Raw genomic sequence first — 15,722 nt, 5'->3', positions numbered from 1 at the left:
AAAATTACTTTTAAGTAACATAAGTAAATACATTACAAAAAACTACCGATTTTTAAGGAGACGGTAACGTGTCTGACGCATTCCCCCATTTGAATTCTCCGCTCGACCTTGGCTTTACCACATTGCGTAACCGCATCATGATGGGTTCGATGCACACCGGCCTTGAAGACAAATACAAGGAATTCGACAAATTTGCTGCCTACTTTGAAGCGCGCGCCAAAGGCGGCACTGCCTTGATCGTGACCGGCGGGTTTTCTCCGAATCTGGAAGGTTGGCTGTATCCTTTTGCCTCAAAATTGAGCAGCAGCGGTGCCATCAAACACCACAAGAAAGTGACCGAAGCCGTGCACAAGCACGACGGCAAAATCGTGATGCAACTATTGCACGCCGGTCGTTATGCCTATCACCCGCTCAGCGTCTCGGCTTCGAATGTGAAGTCATCAATTAACCCGTTCAAACCCCGCGAAATTGGCGACTTCGGCATTCGCCGAACCATTGCGGCATTTGCACGTTCGGCAAAAATTGCACAGGAAGCCGGTTACGACGGTGTGGAAGTGATGGGTTCTGAGGGCTATTTTCTGAACCAGTTTATTTGCAAGCGAACCAACCACCGAACCGACCGCTGGGGCGGTTCAGTTGAAAACCGTGCGCGTTTGTCGGTTGAAATTGTTCGCCGCATTCGCGAAACCGTGGGCGAGAAATTCATCATTATTTATCGCCATTCCCTGCTTGACCTGGTCGAAGGTGGCAACACCTGGGAAGACGTCAGTTACATCGCCAAGGCTGTGCAAGACGCTGGAGCCAACTTGCTGAACACCGGAATTGGCTGGCATGAGGCCCGTGTACCCACCATTGTTACGTCTGTACCCCGTGCGGCGTTTGCTGAACTGACTGCGCGCCTGAGGAAGGAATTGCGTATTCCCGTGATTGCGTCCAACCGCATCAACAAACCGGACGTGGCGGAGCAACTGTTGGCCGACGGCGCATGCGACATGGTGTCGATGGCTCGCCCCCTGTTGGCTGACCCCGATTTTGCGATCAAGGCCAAAGAAGGCCGCGCCGACGAAATCAATATCTGCATTGCCTGTAACCAGGCTTGCCTTGACCACACCTTCAGCCTGAAGCGTGCCTCTTGTTTGGTGAACCCGCGCGCCTGCCATGAACTTGAAATTGTGGACAAACCGATCGAGCGCAAAAAGAAAATTGCCGTGGTGGGTGCAGGCCCGGCAGGACTGGCAGCGGCCACTGAACTGGCCCGTCGTGGACACCACGTCAGCCTGTTCGACAAAGCGAGTGAAATTGGTGGCCAGTTCAACATGGCCAAACAAATTCCGGGCAAAGAAGAGTTTTTTGAGACCATCAGCTATTTCAAGCGTCAACTGGAACTGAAGAACGTGGACGTTCGCTTGAACACGCGGGTAGACGCCGCGCTGATTTCAAAAGAACAGTTTGAAGAAGTCATTCTGGCCACTGGTATTAAACCCCGCACGCCCGGTATTGAAGGCATTGATCACCCCAAGGTGATGAGCTACATCGACGTGCTGCTCCACAAAAAAGAAGTGGGCCAGAAAGTGGCGGTGATTGGAGCTGGTGGCATTGGGTTTGATGTGTCGGAATACCTGACGCACGACTTTGCCCACCCTTCCCCCACACTGGACCTGGAAAGCTGGAAAAAAGAATGGGGCATTACCTTTGACCCCAAGAACGCAGGTGGTATTGATGGCGTGCAGCCAGAACCACCCAAGCCTGCACGTGAGGTGTGGCTATGTCAGCGCAAGGACGAACCCTTGGGCAAACGCCTTGGCAAAACATCGGGCTGGGTGCACAAGGCCAGCTTGAAAAGCCGCCGCGTTCACTTTATGCAGGGTGTTGAGTACCTGAAAATTGACGACCGTGGTTTGCATGTGATGGGTGCGCATGGCCCCCAAATTCTGGAAGTGGACAACATTATTGTGTGTGCTGGCCAGGACCCCTTGCGTGAACTGGTAGAACCGATCGAGGCCTTGGGCGTGCCCGTGCATTTGGTGGGCGGTTCATCAGTGGCTGCCGAACTGGACGCCAAACGAGCAATTAACCAAGCCACTCGCCTGGCTGTAACCCTGTAAAGGCAGAACAAAAAAATGACTGAAAAATCGATGCTGCAAAAAGTGTATGCGCAAGTGGACAAACTGCCCACACCTTTAAAAACCCGCGCATTTACCCTGCTGTTTGGGCGCGCCGTGAAGTACTTCAAAACCAGTGGTTTGAAGTTTGAGTGGATTGAGCCCAACCATTCGATTGTGGTGATTAAAAACCGCCCCTATGTACAAAACCACATTGGTACGGTGCATGCTGTGGCCATGATCATGATTGCTGAATCAGCCACAGGTGCTTTGGTCGGCTTGAACGTACCTGCCAATGCCATACCCGTGATCAAGCGCATGGAGGTGGATTACCGCAAACGGGCAGCGGGCGATATGCGCGCCGAAGCCATGCTGACGCAGGAACAAATCACCATGATGCAAACCGAGGAACGCGGTGAAGTGGATGTGGCGGTCACCATTACCGATGGCGAAAGCAAAGAACCGATCTTTGTTCGCGCCATTTGGGCCTGGACCCCCAAGCGCAAAGGCTAAAATACAAAAAAACAGCGAGGAGACACCGGCATGGCCCCATTTGAATTTAGAACCGTCAACCGTATTGTGTGCGAATCGGGCAGCTCTGTACGAATGGCAGACATGCTGGCCCCATTGTTGACGCAGCACGGACTAAAAACCGCACGGGTCTTCATGCTGGTGGATCCTTTTATTTCCGGTACTGCTGCGTTCAAAACCATTTGCGACAATTTGGCGTCAGCAGGCCACGCCGTGCACAGTTGCAACGATGTGGAACCCGACCCGCCCGAGGCCTTGGTACACCGTGTGACCCAACTGGCAAAAGATTTCAATGCAGATGTGGTAGTTGCCATTGGTGGTGGCTCTACGCTGGATGTGGCCAAGCTGATCGCTGTGTTGGCGCGCGGCAAGCAAGAACTGACCACCATGTACGGCGTGGGTAATGTACACAGCGACCGGTTGCCACTGGTGCTGGTGCCCACCACGGCAGGAACTGGCAGTGAAGTGACTCCAATTTCAATTGTAACCACGGGTGTGGATACAAAAATGGGCGTAGTTTCGCCTGTGCTGTACGGCGACCTGGCCATTCTGGATGCGGACTGGACACTTAGCCTGCCACAACATGTCACCGCAGCCACCGGGATTGACGCCATGGTGCATGCCATTGAGGCCTACACCAGCAAACGTCTGAAAAATCCCTATGCGGACTTTCTGGCCTGTGAGGCGCTGCGCCTGCTGGCTGCGAACCTTCACACCGTGTGCAAAGACCCCAGTAACCGCGAGGCGCGCCAGGCGATGATGCTGGGTTCTTGCATGGCGGGCCAGGCTTTTGCAAACGCCCCCGTGGGCGCAGTGCATGCCTTGGCTTATCCAGTGGGCGGCATATTTCATGTGCCGCATGGCTTGAGCAATTCACTGGTGTTGCCCCATGTGTTGCGCTTTAACTTGCCCGCAGCCGAGCAGCAATATGCTGAATTGGCGCAGGTGTTGAAGCTGGGACACCATGGTGACAACCAGGCACAACTGGCGCAGGCCTTCATTGACTACACGGCAACCCTGTCGCCCTCCACTGGTTTGCCGGTTGGCTTGCGCGAAGTGGGCATTGCCGAAAAAGATTTGCCGGTGATGGCCAGCGCCGCCATGCTGCAAACCCGCTTGCTGAGTAACAACCCACGCGATGTGAACGAGGCCCAGGCCTTGGCCATATACCAGGCAGCCTACTAAACAATACCAACAACGACCATGACCACACTGGCTCAATACCCCTTACAGCAACTGGTTCAAACCCGTTGGCACGACAACGACATTTACGGCCATGTGAACAACGTGGTGTATTACAGCTACTTTGACAGCGTGGTGAACCGCTACCTGATTGAAGAAGGTGGCCTGGACATTCACAACGGCGAAGTGGTGGGTTTTGTGGTGGAAAGCCAGTGCAAATACCTAAAGCCACTGGCCTACCCTGAACCCGTTATGGCAGGCCTGCGTGTGGGCAAGTTGGGCAACAGTTCAGTGCGTTATGAATTGGGGCTTTTCAATGCCGAAGGTGAATTGTGCGCCCAGGGCTACTTCATTCATGTGTTTGTGAACAAAGCCAACAATACACCCACGCCGATTCCGGAAGGCATACGTCGCAAAATGGCATTGCTGGTGATCTAAAAAATCAGTGTTCGAGCATTGCTCAGTCAATGCTCGTATTGCGCTCGAATGTTTTTCGCAACTTGCAGCAAACCGGCTGGCGACAAGTCGCTCAAGTCAATCAGGGGTGACTCATCAATATTGGGATATTCGCGCAATATTGAGCGGCGGTATGCCGGGTCGTAATGGTTGCGCATCAAACGCTCAAACAGCTCCGGCATTTGTCGGTCAGCCGCCAGTTTTCCCCACTCTTCGAATTCTTTTCCACCCACCAGGCTACGGATAAAACGCAGGCGTTCCAGCATGCCTTCCGGGTCTTCTTCAAAGTGTTTGTAATCCTGGCGCCACAGTTCAACCCGCTGCTGCATGTCCGCATGCACACGAACGGTTTTACCCTTGCGCATGGAATCGAGCATGGAAGCAGGAATTTGAACGTTGCCGATCTTTTTGCTTTCAGCTTCTACCCACACAGGTTTGGAAGGATCCAGCTTGGCAAGTTCCTCAAGCAGCAAGGTATCAAAATACTTTTGCGAGGGCTGCGGCGTATCGGGAATGGCACCAATAATCGAACCACGGTGCCTGGCAATCGCTTCCAGATCCACCACTTGGCAACCCGCTTCGTGCAAGGCGTACAACAGGCGGGTTTTTCCACAACCGGTTGGCCCACTCAGTACGTGGTAGTCAAACTTCGTGGGCGCTGTTTCAAGCTGCTCATTCACCCAGCGTCGATAGGCTTTCCAGCCGCCAGTGAGCTTTTGTACGTCGTAACCAATGGTTTCAAGCGCATCAATCCACAGTTTGCTCCGCTTGCCTCCACGGAAGCAGTACACCAGCACCTTACCGTCTTTGGGGTATTTGGGCAGGTCTTCGGTCAAGTGCCGTGCAATATTGGCCAAGGAATAACGCACGCCAATGCTGTATGCGCCCATTTTGTCGCTGCGGTGAAGGGTGCCGACCTCTGCATACTCGTCGTTGTTCACCACGGGCATGTTGACTGCACCAGGAATGTGATCTTCCTCGTACTCGCGCGGCGAGCGGGCATCAATAATCAGCGTGTAACTGGAAAAATCATGCATGGCCAGACAACTTCAAATCAAAATGTTCAGCCCGGCAGAATAGCGTAAAACAAGGGATTGACCAAACCGGACAAGCCCTGCCCGGCAATTATGTGGGTAGATTGCGGCCTGGCAGGGTCTTCAGGCCACCAACAATGGTTTTCAGTTCTTTCCAGTCAGTGGCCTTTCGTTTTTGTAACATGGGCCACAACTTCATGAGCAGTTGCGCAGTGGCCAACACATCGGCTGCGGCTTGGTGGCGTTGTTCGCATTCAATGCCATAACGCTGCATCCAGACATCCAGCGGTAGTTGATGGTTTTCCTTGTGCAGCACCGCGGCCAAATGTTCAAGATCAAGCCAGTGCCGGTGGGTTGCCCGGCCCAGCACTTTGCGCATGGCTTTGTTGATCAGGATTTCATCAAACCAGCTATGAAATGCAATGATCGGCGAGTTGCCGACATAGCAAAGAAATTCAGACAAAGCCACCTCGGCCTTCACACCGCTTTGCTGCGCACCAATGCCAATGCCGTGAATCAAAATATTGTTTTTGTCGATGGCCTCAAATTCAATCATGTCGACAATTTCAGGGGGCTGTTTTATCACCACCTCAAAAGTATCGGTCAAGGAAATTCTTGGGCGGCGTTGCGAGTCAAAAGCAATCGCTGTGGCTGCAATTGAGATCAAACGATCTTTTTTCGGGTTCAAACCCGATGACTCTACGTCAACCACCACCCATCGATCGGGGTTAGGGCTGGAGAAATCCAGCGTTTGAACCAGGCGGGTTTTTATGTAGCTGGCCCAGCCTTGAGCGGGCAACAATTGGCCCTGCAATGTGGTGCTCAACGCATGTGCTCCATTTCAATTCGCTGCTGCAAACGGCGCCCCACCCGGAAACACTCTTTCAGTATGCGGCGGTCAATGTTATCCAGCACATCGTAGTTCACCACGTTGGGTTGATCCGGCAAATTGGGAACGGCCACGCCTTCATCAAGTTGTATGCGAAGGCGCATCATTTGCAAAAACTCAAAGGCACTAACCCAGGCGTCCCGGCGTTGTTCTTCCACACTTAAACGCTTGGCCACTGCCTCAAACCTGCGGCGCGTATTGACTTCATCAATACCAAACACCAGCGAGAAGAAGCGTGCAGCATCTACAAACACCGCTGTGCCTTGTTTTTTCAAGTCCAGTGTTCGAATGTCTTCAATCTCGGTTGTGTCAATACTGCCGTGCCAATTCAATGGCGGGCGAAAACGCATGATGTTTTCAGCCAGTAGCCGCAAGAATATGGTGGACTCCTTGGCGCGGGTCACGATGTAATCCCGCAACGGCTTTGCCAACTCTTTGTTACCCGCCAAAGCACGAAGATCAAAAAAGATGTTCACGCGCAGCAGGTTCTCGGGGGTAGCCACGTCGATCCATCGTGCAAATTTGTTTAACCACTCACCCGCTGTCATGCAGCAATCAGGGTTGCTGGCCATGATGTTGCCCTTGCACAATGGGTAACCGCACTGGTCAAGTGTTTGGTTTACTTCTTTGCCAAAAGCCAGCCAGCGTGGCCTGTCCACTTCGGGCTGATCGCTGACGAACAACAAGCCGTTGTCCTGGTCTGTGGCAATGGTTTGTTCCGAACGGCCTTCAGAGCCGAAACTGAGCCAACAGTAGCTGTTGGCATCAATGCCCATGCGGTTACCCACCACTTCAAGAATGCGCTCGGTGAGCACATCGTTCAGGTGGCTGATCAATTCGGTCAGCTGTTTCGCCGCAATGCCCTGGCCCAGCAGGTTTTTGGCAAAACTGCGTATGTCGTTGGCGCAGGTGCGCAGCATTTCAGCGTCTTGGGCCGATCGAATGTTGCTGCTGATTTGCTTCAGCGACAAGCGCTGCATGGCAAAAATATCGCGCTCAGACACAATTCCACTTAATTTGCCATTGCGGGTTACTGGCACATGGCGTATGCCGAATCTGGACATTAACAAGGCGGCGTCTTGCGCAGAATTGCTCTCATCCAAGGTGTGCACAGGCGTATTCATGACCTCGGAAATTTGCGAGTTAAGCGGTTTTTGCGCCATGGCGACACGCGAGAGCACGTCTTGCCGGGTCAAAATGCCTTCAACCACCATGGTCTCGCTCACAACGATCATGGAGCCGATTCGATGCTCATGCATCACTTCCAGCACCTGCTTCAGCGGGGTATTGGGCGAACATGAAAACGGCTCATGGCGGCACACATCCCTTAAGGGTTTCTCAAGGGTTTGCTCTGCCAGCGTTTGCGAAGAATAAGCGACCTGAATTGCCTTTCTTGAAAGGTCCAGAAACTGCATGGTGCGCCGGGTGAGGTAATCGGAAAACACCGGGCTTTTGCGTGCCAGCGCCTGGACACCATCGAAAGTGAACATCAGGCAAAAGGTGTCTTCGCGGGCACTGTAGGTGGCAGTTACAGCTCGTTTGGCCAAAAAGGCGTTCACGGGAAACATTTCCCCGGCTTCATATTGAAACCCGGTAGAGGACAGGTCGGCCAAACCCTTTCGGCCTACGGCTGAGCCTTTTTCAACATAGTAAAGAAACTGGGGGGGGCCGTCGTCGGGCCGCACAATTACTTCATTGGGCGCAAAGTAGGTTTCAGCACAACCATCAAGCAGGCAGTCCAGGTCGCGCGGCGGAATTTCACTAAACGGCGCGTATTTGACGAGTCTTTGCTTGATGTAGTCCAGCATTTGCCCAGAGGGGCTGGTACTGGATTGGGCGGATTCAGGAGCATTTACCCCCGAATCAGCCACAGAAGCGGCATTCGGTCGATTCACAGTCTCTCCATTTGCTGGGCTAAATGGTTTTTATAATGGTTTTCCCTATTGTAGCCTTAGCACCTTACAAAAAGCTTGTTTCTTCCAAACGACGCGCCCTGAAAATAGTGCTTGCTTTGCGCATGGGGCAGGAATATATTCGCGCAACTCCCCGATGGCTGTCTTTTTCCGAGGTTAAATTGCAGTCAAACCCCACCACTATTATCGTCGATGGCGCAGGCGTTGAAGCCCTGTGCCAAAGCTGCGGCGTATGCTGCTCAACCTTCAGAATCAGCTTTTACTGGGGAGAGACCACGGCGGCCGAAGGCGGTGTGGTGCCAGTGGAAATGACCGAGCAAATGAACCTGTACCGCAGCTGCATGAAGGGAAGCTCACAGAGCAAGCCACGTTGCATTGCACTGGCGGGCAATATTGGTGAGTCGGTCAACTGCACCATTTACGAGAATCGCCCTTCCCCTTGTCGGGAATACGATGTGTTCAATGCACAAGGCGAGTTAAATCCCCGATGCAACCAGGCACGCGCCCAGCACGGACTTGCACCGCTGGATGTACGTTACGTGCCGGTGGTTGGTGTGCCGGATCACATCACCCTGCCAACGCCTGAAATCAATTCAAGTCTTTAATCAGTCAGCACCATTGAACATGTCTTGATCGTGCTCTGTTAACGCAGCGCGAACCGCCTGTGCATTTTCCACCGCCTGTGGGCTGTCGCCGTGCACACACAAAGTTTGAGCCACGACAACACGGCTCGAACCATCCAGACATGGCAATGGACCACCCCTTATCATCAAGGCAGCCTGGGCCTTGACCTGAACCGGGTCATGGAGCAAAGCACCCGGGTGACTTCTCGGGGCCAGTGTACCGTTGCCCAAGTAAGCCCGGTCGGGAAAAGCCTCCTCGATCACCTGAATGCCCGCAGAGCGCGCCCAAGCAACTAGGGGGCTTTCTGCCAGGGCCAGCATTTTAAGGTGCGGAAATGCATGGGCCAGCTTGATCAGTATTTCTGCCTCGGCGGGTTGAACCGCGGCGTCGTTATAAAGCTGACCATGAGGCTTGAAATGCGCAGGGGTACACCCCAGTTTCGCGGCAGTGTTTTCAAACAACTCCATTTGTTGCTTCAACTCGTTCAGTAGCACGGCGGGTGAAATTTCAGGCTTCTGGCGCCCAAAACCTGCGCGATCCGGGTAACTGGGGTGCGCGCCCACCTCCACATCATGCTCAAGCGCCAAGGCACACGCCCGGCGAATACTTTGCTCGTCACCCGCATGGCCGCCACAGGCAATATTGGCCCAATCAATAACATTGAACATGGCTTCATCGTGGGCACCACCTTCACCCAAATCTGCATTAATCCACATTTGTGTTTGCCTCGTTACATTCAATTTCGTGCCTGTAACGCCTGCACTCCTGTTCATGCCTGGACTGCAGGCGCAACGCTTGCTCTTCATCAACCACTACCCAATTTACGCTTTCCCCCGATCCCAGTTGCGACAATTTCCAAAGATCGCAAGACAGCACGCTGCCAAGGCGGGGGTAACCACCGGTGACTTGCGCTTCGCACAACAGCACCACCGCCTGCCCGCTGGGCGTCAACTGCACGACACCAGGGTGAACCGCATGTGAGCGCAAGGACACCGCGTACTTCAGGGACAAAGGCGATTCAGCCCCCTCCAAACGATACCCCATTCGACTGCTTAGCATGCCCAGAGTGAAAAACTGGTGGGCAAGCAGGTCTTGAGAATTTTCAGTGAGCTCAAAAAATTCCGGGCCTGGCAGTAGATGAAGCACTAATCGGGTTGAATGTTCAGCGCGGGCCAATGGCATGGCCAAACGAATTCCGGGCCGTATGCTGGTGGCGAACTGCCGGGCAAAATGCAGTTCATCCCCAACCTGCAAGGCCCTGCCCTGAAAGCCCCCAAAACCTGCTGCAAGGCAGGTGCTGCGAGAGCCCATGAGTTCCGGCACATCGACGCCGCCCTGCACGCACAAAAGGTTCCAAAAGCCCAAGTGCGGCGGCCTTGTTCGCAGCAAGTCGCCTTCCTGCAGATCCACCATTTGACCGCACAGCAAGGACTTTCCATTTAAACAGGCTTGTGCACCACGGTTTGCAAACAGCACCCGGCATGGTTTGGCACACACAAAATCGAATTGCCCCATCAGCTCCAGGCAAGCAGCATTGTCTGGATTGCCCAGCGCAAGGTTGCCCAGGCGGAAGGAAAACCCATCGAGCACGCCCCCAATAGGCACACCCTCATGTTGGTAGCCCCAACGGCCCGAATCGCTGACAATGCCCTGCCCCTGCGCCCTGACGATTTTAAGCATGATCAGCCCGAATGAATTGCACGGTGTCACCGGCCTTGAAAAGTGACTGCCCTTCCTGCCCTGTGATCTCAGGATCAAAAAGCACCTGCTCCACATGCCCCAACAAATGCCACCCACCGGGACTTTCCCAAGGATACACAGCGCAATAATGTGCGCCAATTGCCAATGTGCCTGCTGGCACGCGCGGGCGCGGCGTTTCCCGGCGCGCAAACTGAAGCTGCTTGGGCAAACCTGTGAGGTAAGCAAAGCCGGGTAAAAAACCCAAAAACTGAACAGTGTATGTGGCGCTGCTGTGCAGCTCGATAAGGGCTTCAGGACTTAGTTTTGTTTTGGCGGCCAACCATTGAAGGTCTTGCCCGGCGACACCGCCATAGTTCACAAGAATTCGATGCTGGCTTCCCGACTTGACCAAGTTCTTCGTACTTTTCGTCAGTTCAGAAACGAGCCGATCAAGTTGCTCCAGTATGGATTTGCCTTGCGAATTGGAAAGAATTGAATTGGTAAACAACACGGTGATTGATTGATCGGCCTGAACACATTGAAATGCGGGCCAAGCCAGAGAGTGCATTGATTCAATCAATTCCTGACGAAATGCGGTGAGTCGGGCAACAGAGACCTGATTCTCGCCAGGAGTTGACCCTGTGGCCCAGTCAATCTGAATTGCGCGATCGGAAAGAAGGTAAACCCTGGGCATGCGTGCTCGACAAAATTGAACATAATGCCTTTAGTTTAAACACAAAAAAAGCAGCCAACGGCTGCTTTTTCGGGATGAACTACACAGCTTACGCTGCGGCCTGTTTGCCTTCGCTGGTATCAATGGTTCGAAGGTCGGTGTCACCAATCGGAATTCTGCGCACTTTCATTTGTTCTGGGATCACCTTGCGCAACTCGACGACCAACAAACCATTTTTCAAATTTGCGCCATCCACTTGCACGTAGTCTGCCAGGTTGAATTTGCGCTCGAAACTGCGGAATGCAATGCCTTTGTGCAGGTACTGTTTGCCCTCTTCGTCAGCTTTGCGGCCACGCACTGTCAGCACGCCGCGCTCCACTTCCAATTCAAGCTCTTTTTCCTCGAAACCAGCCACAGCCACGCTGATTTGATAGCGGTTTTCTTCCAGTGCTTCAATGTTGTAGGGAGGATAGCCGGTTGAAGTATCGGCACGCATTGCAGCATCCAGAATACTGGCCATGCGGTCAAAACCGATGGTGCTGCGGTACAAAGGGGTAAGGTCGATTGTTGCCATGATTCATTCTCCTGAGAAGCAAAAAATCAGTTGTTCAAAATGTGCGGAAACTCTCACAGAGACATTTCCCACACCACTGATTTATGAGCCACCCAGACAATTTCAAGGTCTTTTATTAAAAAAATTTCAGCTCGAAAAAAGATCACCATCGACATAAAACCATTGCCCGTTTTCCTGCACAAAACGGCTGCGCTCATGCAAGCGACTGGCTGGCCCGCTGTGGGGCTTGTAACGGGCAACAAACTCCACTTCCGCATGTTTGCCTTGTGGCCAGTGGCCCTTTACATTCAGGCCCAGCCATTGGCCTTGCGCAAGCTCCTGTTGTAAATCAAGCTGGTTTGGTCGGGTACTGGCATGCCAGGTCGACAACACGTAGTCGCTTAAACCCATGGCATAGGCGCTGTACCGTGAACGCATCAGGGCCTCTGCAGTAGGGGGCAATGCCACGTTGATGTGAAAAGGTTCACAGCAGCTTGCGTAGGAACCCTTGCCGCAGGGGCACAGCAGTGATTTATTTTTTTGGACCATGTAGGGCAAAGCCGGTGAACTGTGCAGATTTTTCATTTTAGACTGAAGCCAGAGACAGCCAACCAAAAACCAACAACAATGACCACTAACAATGACAACTAAGCCTTCACAAGTGCATGCGTTTAACCATGCCGACGCATTGGGCCATCACGATGCAGTGGCCCTGGCCGCGCAACTTCAACGCGGAGAAACCAGTGCAACTGCACTGGTGCAAGCCGCTTACCACCGGCTGGAGCAGGTCAACCCGGCGCTACACGCCACGGTGTGCCTTCAGGAAGAAGCTGCGCTGGCTCAGGCAAAATATTACGATGAGCTTGGAAACTTCAGGGCATTTCAGGGCATACCCGCTTTTTTGAAAGACAACCTGGATTTGCAAGGCTTGCCCACCCAGCACGGTTCAGCGGCCATGCCGGCGACTACCAAGAAACACACCAGCGCAGTGGCACAGCAAATCATCGACACGGGTGTGGTGCTGTTGGGTAAAACCAAGTTGCCCGAATTCGGGCTGACCGCCACCACCGAATACAGCAAAGCCGAGCCCGCGCACAACCCCTGGAATACCGGGCACAGCACAGGCGGATCATCGGGTGGTTCAGCCGCCTTGGTGGCTGCAGGTGTGGTTCCAATTGCGCATGCAAACGATGGCGGTGGCTCTATCCGCATTCCTGCAGCCTGTTGCGGGCTCGTGGGCTTGAAACCCAGCCGTGGACGCCTTGCCATGAATGAAATGGCGAAAAACCTGCCCATCAATATTGTTAGCGACGGGATTGTGTCGCGCAGCGTAAGGGACACTGCGGCGTTTTTCGCCTTGGCCGAAGAACACTACAAAAACCCCACCCTGCCACCGTTGGGACACATTACGGCCCCAGGGCGCAAACGCCTGAAAATTGGCATGTTTACCCAGAAAATTTCAGGAAAGGAAACCGACACTGCCTGTGTAGAAGCTGTTCACAAAGCGGCCGCCTTGTGCGAAGAACTGGGCCATGAAGTGCAGGAAATTCAAATTCCGATCAATGCTCAGTTTGCAGATGATTTTTTACTTTACTGGGGCATGCTTGCCGCATCGATTTCACACCTGGGCAAGCTGGCAGTTGACCGGCACATGGACACCAGCAAGCTGGAACCACTCACCCACGGACTGGCCAGGCATTTCACCCGGAATTTACTGACCTTTCCTTTCGCGCTACGCAGGCTTTACCAATTTGAAGCGCAATACGCCACCGCATTTGCAGACCTTGATGTACTACTTAGCCCCACACTTGGCCAGCCTGCGCCGCCCTTGGGTTATTTGGCGCTGGACTTGCCTTTTGATGAGGCCAGGGAAAGGTTGATTAACTTTGCTTCCTTCACAGCGGCACAAAACGTGGCAGGTGCACCAGCCATCAGTTTGCCCATGCACCACACCGCTGAAGGAATTCCGGTGGGAGTCCATTTTGCAGCGGCCATGGGTCATGAATTCCGATTAATTGAGCTTGCGCTGGAAATTGAGCAAGCCCAACCTTTCAAGATGCTGGCATGAATTCCAGATGCGCTTTGTAAACCAGCGAGGCCCTGTCTACCATGGGGCAATGCCCCGTATTTTCTAGCAACAGATCAACAATTTCAGGCTTGATCTGTTTCAACACAGCCAGCCCGCCGGGGTGCACCAGTTGATCCGAATCGCCCCAAACCACCATCAGGGGCACGGTGGTTTTTTCTACCATCTCATTCAAACTTACATTGGCATCGGGGTTCACAAATTCCATGAACACGCGGTCAAGCAGCGATTTGTTTTTGATCGACATACGCCCGAAGTATTTGCGCATAAAGCCGGGCATGGGTGGCGCCTTGCCATTGAAACAAAGGCCAACCACCTTTTCATATTCTTCAAAATTGCTGGGAGCAAGAATGATTTTTCCCTCATCTGCGAATGCGCGCCCAATGGCAGTGTGTTCAGCACCCTTCACGCCAGCCGGGTTGAGCAAACAGGCGCTCAGCACCCTGTTTTCAAAGTTGGCAGCCAGGGTGCCCGCCAAATAGCCGCCCATGGAATTGCCAATCACATGGAAATTCTTGACCCCCACGGCATCAAGCCAACGCACAACCCGGTCAGCCTGCTCTGCAATATTGAACCGTGCATTGCTGGGCCGGTCTGATTCACCAAAACCAATCAGGTCGGGAATCCATACGGTGTAATGGCGCATCAATCGCGGGGCAAGTGCCAGCCAGTTTTCCTTGTTGGCGCCAAAGCCGTGTACCAGCACCATGTCGGGCCCTTGCCCGCCCTTGAAGAATACGGTGCGCCCGTCTACGGTGTTGATGCTGCTCTTGATCAAGCCCATTTGCTTGCATTTGGAGTCGATCAATCGGCGGCAAAGCCAGTTCATAAACGCATTACTCATTGTTGTCTCACCTGTCGTGTTGTCTGGTTTTTTCTTACAGCATCCAAAGCCGCTTACTGATCTCGCTTACAGCAAATGGATGGCTTAGTTTTTTTCGTGATTGTTCAACAATACATTCACTGGGATCGATGTCTGTGGGAAGCGTCGAAACCTTCTGAAAAAGATTGCTCGATTTGAATAGGAGGATGTTCAAAATGAAAGCAAATGAACTACTGGAACAAATTCGCGAAGCCAATTTATCTTACCTGCTTCTGGCCAAACAACTCATCAACGAAGACAAAGCCGAGGCCATCATTCGCCTGGGTATCGATGAAAACACAGCAGACTTGCTGGACCAACTGACCACCGCACAAGTCTTGCGCATTGCAGCAAACAATGTGCCCATGTGCAGCATTCGGTTCGAAGACCCTGCCGTGTGGAAACTCCTCTCCGACCACGGAAAAGAACGCGCCATTTCGGGCATGCACGCCGCCATCCTGATGGCTGGCCGCAGCGCCCAAATTGCAGCTTAAGCGCACTTAAAAAAACCGTGGTTCATGCACCCAAGGGTGCTTTGGAGAACAGACATGTCAAAGATTAAGTCCTTGATGGCTGAGGCTGTCCAAATCAAACTTGCATCTGATCTGATCAAACTGGATGCCCGCTTGCAAGTTCTGGAAAGCGAAACCCAATTGTCGCGTGAACGCCTGATTCGCCTGTACAAGGAAATCAAGCAGAAGTCGCCACCCAAGGGCATGCTGCCCTTTTCAACCGACTGGTTCATGACTTGGCAGCCGAATATTCACTGCTCGCTGTTCATGAATTTTTACTCGACATGCATCAAACACACCGACCTTGAAGACGGGGAATGCCTGGTAAAGGCCTACAAGCTTTATCGCGAGCAAATCAACGCCTTGGGCCTACCGGAAGTGTTGTCGCTGACCCGTGCATGGCGCCTGGTGAAGTTTTTTGATGCAGGCATGTTGACCACCACGGCCTGCAAAACCTGTCAGGGTCATTTTGTGGTGCACACCTATGACCTGGTGAACAACTACGAGTGCGGTTTGTGCAACATGCCTTCCCGTGCCGGGAAAACCAAGCAAGACGCAGCCACCCGCTTCTTCAATGAAGAAAGCATGCTGGAAACCGCTTAAGCAATTGGATGGCTGTGCCGTT

At 53.1% G+C, this 15,722-nt stretch carries 17 protein-coding genes; 8 read left to right on the top strand and 9 right to left on the bottom strand.

All coding sequences use genetic code 11. The features are described 5' to 3' along the window. The first annotated feature begins 68 nt into the window (after nt 1-68). Genes ACVL1J_RS09355 through ACVL1J_RS09340 form a run of 4 tightly spaced genes read left to right on the top strand, consistent with a single transcriptional unit; the run spans nt 69 to nt 4,253 of the window. Entirely contained in the window at nt 69-2,105 is a 2,037-nt protein-coding gene (locus ACVL1J_RS09355) for an NADPH-dependent 2,4-dienoyl-CoA reductase (RefSeq protein ID WP_159570521.1), read from the top strand. A 15-nt stretch (nt 2,106-2,120) separates the two neighbouring features. Continuing rightward, complete coding sequence (locus tag ACVL1J_RS09350; RefSeq protein WP_159570524.1) at nt 2,121-2,615, top strand: DUF4442 domain-containing protein; 495 nt, start codon at nt 2,121-2,123, stop codon at nt 2,613-2,615. A gap of 30 nt (nt 2,616-2,645) precedes the next feature. Beyond that, the gene (locus tag ACVL1J_RS09345) at nt 2,646-3,818 is read left to right on the top strand and encodes an iron-containing alcohol dehydrogenase (protein ID WP_341236624.1); all 1,173 of its coding nucleotides are present in this window, start codon (nt 2,646-2,648) and stop codon (nt 3,816-3,818) included. 18 nt (nt 3,819-3,836) lie between these two features. Beyond that, nucleotides 3,837-4,253 (top strand): acyl-CoA thioesterase, encoded by a 417-nt coding sequence (locus ACVL1J_RS09340; RefSeq protein ID WP_159570530.1) that lies wholly within the window; start codon nt 3,837-3,839, stop codon nt 4,251-4,253. Nucleotides 4,254-4,279: 26 nt separating this feature from the next. Here the strand turns inward: ACVL1J_RS09340 and mnmH are convergent, their stop codons facing one another. From mnmH to ACVL1J_RS09325, 3 genes are all read right to left on the bottom strand, one after another. Then, a complete protein-coding gene (gene mnmH / locus ACVL1J_RS09335) occupies nt 4,280-5,308 on the bottom strand; it encodes a tRNA 2-selenouridine(34) synthase MnmH (RefSeq protein WP_341236623.1) in 1,029 nt (342 codons plus the stop codon). 88 nt (nt 5,309-5,396) lie between these two features. Further along, the gene (locus ACVL1J_RS09330; RefSeq protein ID WP_341236622.1) at nt 5,397-6,131 is read right to left on the bottom strand and encodes a 3'-5' exonuclease; all 735 of its coding nucleotides are present in this window, start codon (nt 6,129-6,131) and stop codon (nt 5,397-5,399) included. After that, the gene (locus ACVL1J_RS09325; protein WP_341236621.1) at nt 6,128-8,089 is read right to left on the bottom strand and encodes a DUF294 nucleotidyltransferase-like domain-containing protein; all 1,962 of its coding nucleotides are present in this window, start codon (nt 8,087-8,089) and stop codon (nt 6,128-6,130) included. The genes ACVL1J_RS09330 and ACVL1J_RS09325 overlap by 4 nt, the downstream gene beginning before the upstream one ends. A gap of 35 nt (nt 8,090-8,124) precedes the next feature. Here ACVL1J_RS09325 and ACVL1J_RS09320 point away from each other — a divergent pair, with 35 nt between their 5' ends. Beyond that, on the top strand, nt 8,125-8,712 hold the full coding sequence (locus ACVL1J_RS09320) for a YkgJ family cysteine cluster protein (protein ID WP_341236620.1): 588 nt from the start codon (nt 8,125-8,127) through the stop codon (nt 8,710-8,712). Here the strand turns inward: ACVL1J_RS09320 and ACVL1J_RS09315 are convergent, their stop codons facing one another. The 5 genes from ACVL1J_RS09315 to ACVL1J_RS09295 all read right to left on the bottom strand — a co-directional run bounded on the left by ACVL1J_RS09315 (nt 8,713) and on the right by ACVL1J_RS09295 (nt 12,222). Further along, nucleotides 8,713-9,447 carry a LamB/YcsF family protein gene (locus ACVL1J_RS09315; protein WP_491665311.1) on the bottom strand — a complete coding sequence of 245 codons (735 nt, stop codon included), beginning with the start codon at nt 9,445-9,447 and terminating at the stop codon, nt 8,713-8,715. Next, nucleotides 9,437-10,411, bottom strand: a complete 975-nt coding sequence (locus ACVL1J_RS09310; protein WP_341236618.1) for a 5-oxoprolinase subunit C family protein — start codon at nt 10,409-10,411, stop codon at nt 9,437-9,439. The genes ACVL1J_RS09315 and ACVL1J_RS09310 overlap by 11 nt, the downstream gene beginning before the upstream one ends. Beyond that, nucleotides 10,404-11,105: a 5-oxoprolinase subunit B family protein gene (locus tag ACVL1J_RS09305; protein WP_341236617.1), complete on the bottom strand. Its 702-nt coding sequence runs from the start codon at nt 11,103-11,105 to the stop codon at nt 10,404-10,406. Before ACVL1J_RS09305 ends, ACVL1J_RS09310 begins: the two co-directional genes overlap by 8 nt. Nucleotides 11,106-11,193: 88 nt before the next feature. Beyond that, on the bottom strand, nt 11,194-11,658 hold the full coding sequence (locus ACVL1J_RS09300; protein ID WP_341236616.1) for an Hsp20 family protein: 465 nt from the start codon (nt 11,656-11,658) through the stop codon (nt 11,194-11,196). Between the two features lie 126 nt (nt 11,659-11,784). Continuing rightward, nucleotides 11,785-12,222: a YchJ family protein gene (locus ACVL1J_RS09295; protein ID WP_341236615.1), complete on the bottom strand. Its 438-nt coding sequence runs from the start codon at nt 12,220-12,222 to the stop codon at nt 11,785-11,787. Between the two features lie 55 nt (nt 12,223-12,277). On the opposite strand from ACVL1J_RS09295, the gene ACVL1J_RS09290 reads away from it, so the two are divergent. Continuing rightward, the gene (locus ACVL1J_RS09290) at nt 12,278-13,705 is read left to right on the top strand and encodes an amidase (protein WP_341236614.1); all 1,428 of its coding nucleotides are present in this window, start codon (nt 12,278-12,280) and stop codon (nt 13,703-13,705) included. On the opposite strand, the gene ACVL1J_RS09285 is transcribed toward ACVL1J_RS09290, so the two are convergent. Next, nucleotides 13,689-14,567, bottom strand: coding sequence for an alpha/beta fold hydrolase (locus ACVL1J_RS09285; protein ID WP_341236613.1), 879 nt, complete (start codon nt 14,565-14,567; stop codon nt 13,689-13,691). The genes ACVL1J_RS09290 and ACVL1J_RS09285 overlap by 17 nt on opposite strands. Nucleotides 14,568-14,761: 194 nt before the next feature. On the opposite strand from ACVL1J_RS09285, the gene flhD reads away from it, so the two are divergent. Continuing rightward, entirely contained in the window at nt 14,762-15,079 is a 318-nt protein-coding gene (gene flhD / locus ACVL1J_RS09280) for a flagellar transcriptional regulator FlhD (protein ID WP_201301475.1), read from the top strand. A 54-nt stretch (nt 15,080-15,133) separates the two neighbouring features. Further along, nucleotides 15,134-15,700 (top strand): flagellar transcriptional regulator FlhC, encoded by a 567-nt coding sequence (gene flhC / locus ACVL1J_RS09275; protein WP_341236612.1) that lies wholly within the window; start codon nt 15,134-15,136, stop codon nt 15,698-15,700. Nucleotides 15,701-15,722: the final 22 nt, after the last annotated feature.

Source organism: Limnobacter sp. G6BE5S (assembly GCF_058448965.1).
Note: the sequence above shows the minus strand (reverse complement) of the source record. Positions and strands in the feature narration are given on the sequence as shown.

What these genes read in the sequence shown, in the direction of transcription:
- ACVL1J_RS09350 (WP_159570524.1), top strand. Translation starts at nt 2,121, where the DNA reads ATGACTGAAAAATCGATGCTGCAAAAAGTGTATGCGCAAGTGGACAAA.
- ACVL1J_RS09345 (WP_341236624.1), top strand. Translation starts at nt 2,646, where the DNA reads ATGGCCCCATTTGAATTTAGAACCGTCAACCGTATTGTGTGCGAATCG.
- ACVL1J_RS09340 (WP_159570530.1), top strand. Translation starts at nt 3,837, where the DNA reads ATGACCACACTGGCTCAATACCCCTTACAGCAACTGGTTCAAACCCGT.
- mnmH (WP_341236623.1), bottom strand. Translation starts at nt 5,308, where the DNA reads ATGCATGATTTTTCCAGTTACACGCTGATTATTGATGCCCGCTCGCCG.
- ACVL1J_RS09320 (WP_341236620.1), top strand. Translation starts at nt 8,125, where the DNA reads ATGGTTTTCCCTATTGTAGCCTTAGCACCTTACAAAAAGCTTGTTTCT.
- ACVL1J_RS09315 (WP_491665311.1), bottom strand. Translation starts at nt 9,447, where the DNA reads ATGTGGATTAATGCAGATTTGGGTGAAGGTGGTGCCCACGATGAAGCC.
- ACVL1J_RS09310 (WP_341236618.1), bottom strand. Translation starts at nt 10,411, where the DNA reads ATGCTTAAAATCGTCAGGGCGCAGGGGCAGGGCATTGTCAGCGATTCG.
- ACVL1J_RS09305 (WP_341236617.1), bottom strand. Translation starts at nt 11,105, where the DNA reads ATGCCCAGGGTTTACCTTCTTTCCGATCGCGCAATTCAGATTGACTGG.
- ACVL1J_RS09300 (WP_341236616.1), bottom strand. Translation starts at nt 11,658, where the DNA reads ATGGCAACAATCGACCTTACCCCTTTGTACCGCAGCACCATCGGTTTT.
- ACVL1J_RS09295 (WP_341236615.1), bottom strand. Translation starts at nt 12,222, where the DNA reads ATGAAAAATCTGCACAGTTCACCGGCTTTGCCCTACATGGTCCAAAAA.
- ACVL1J_RS09290 (WP_341236614.1), top strand. Translation starts at nt 12,278, where the DNA reads ATGACAACTAAGCCTTCACAAGTGCATGCGTTTAACCATGCCGACGCA.
- ACVL1J_RS09285 (WP_341236613.1), bottom strand. Translation starts at nt 14,567, where the DNA reads ATGAGTAATGCGTTTATGAACTGGCTTTGCCGCCGATTGATCGACTCC.
- flhD (WP_201301475.1), top strand. Translation starts at nt 14,762, where the DNA reads ATGAAAGCAAATGAACTACTGGAACAAATTCGCGAAGCCAATTTATCT.
- flhC (WP_341236612.1), top strand. Translation starts at nt 15,134, where the DNA reads ATGTCAAAGATTAAGTCCTTGATGGCTGAGGCTGTCCAAATCAAACTT.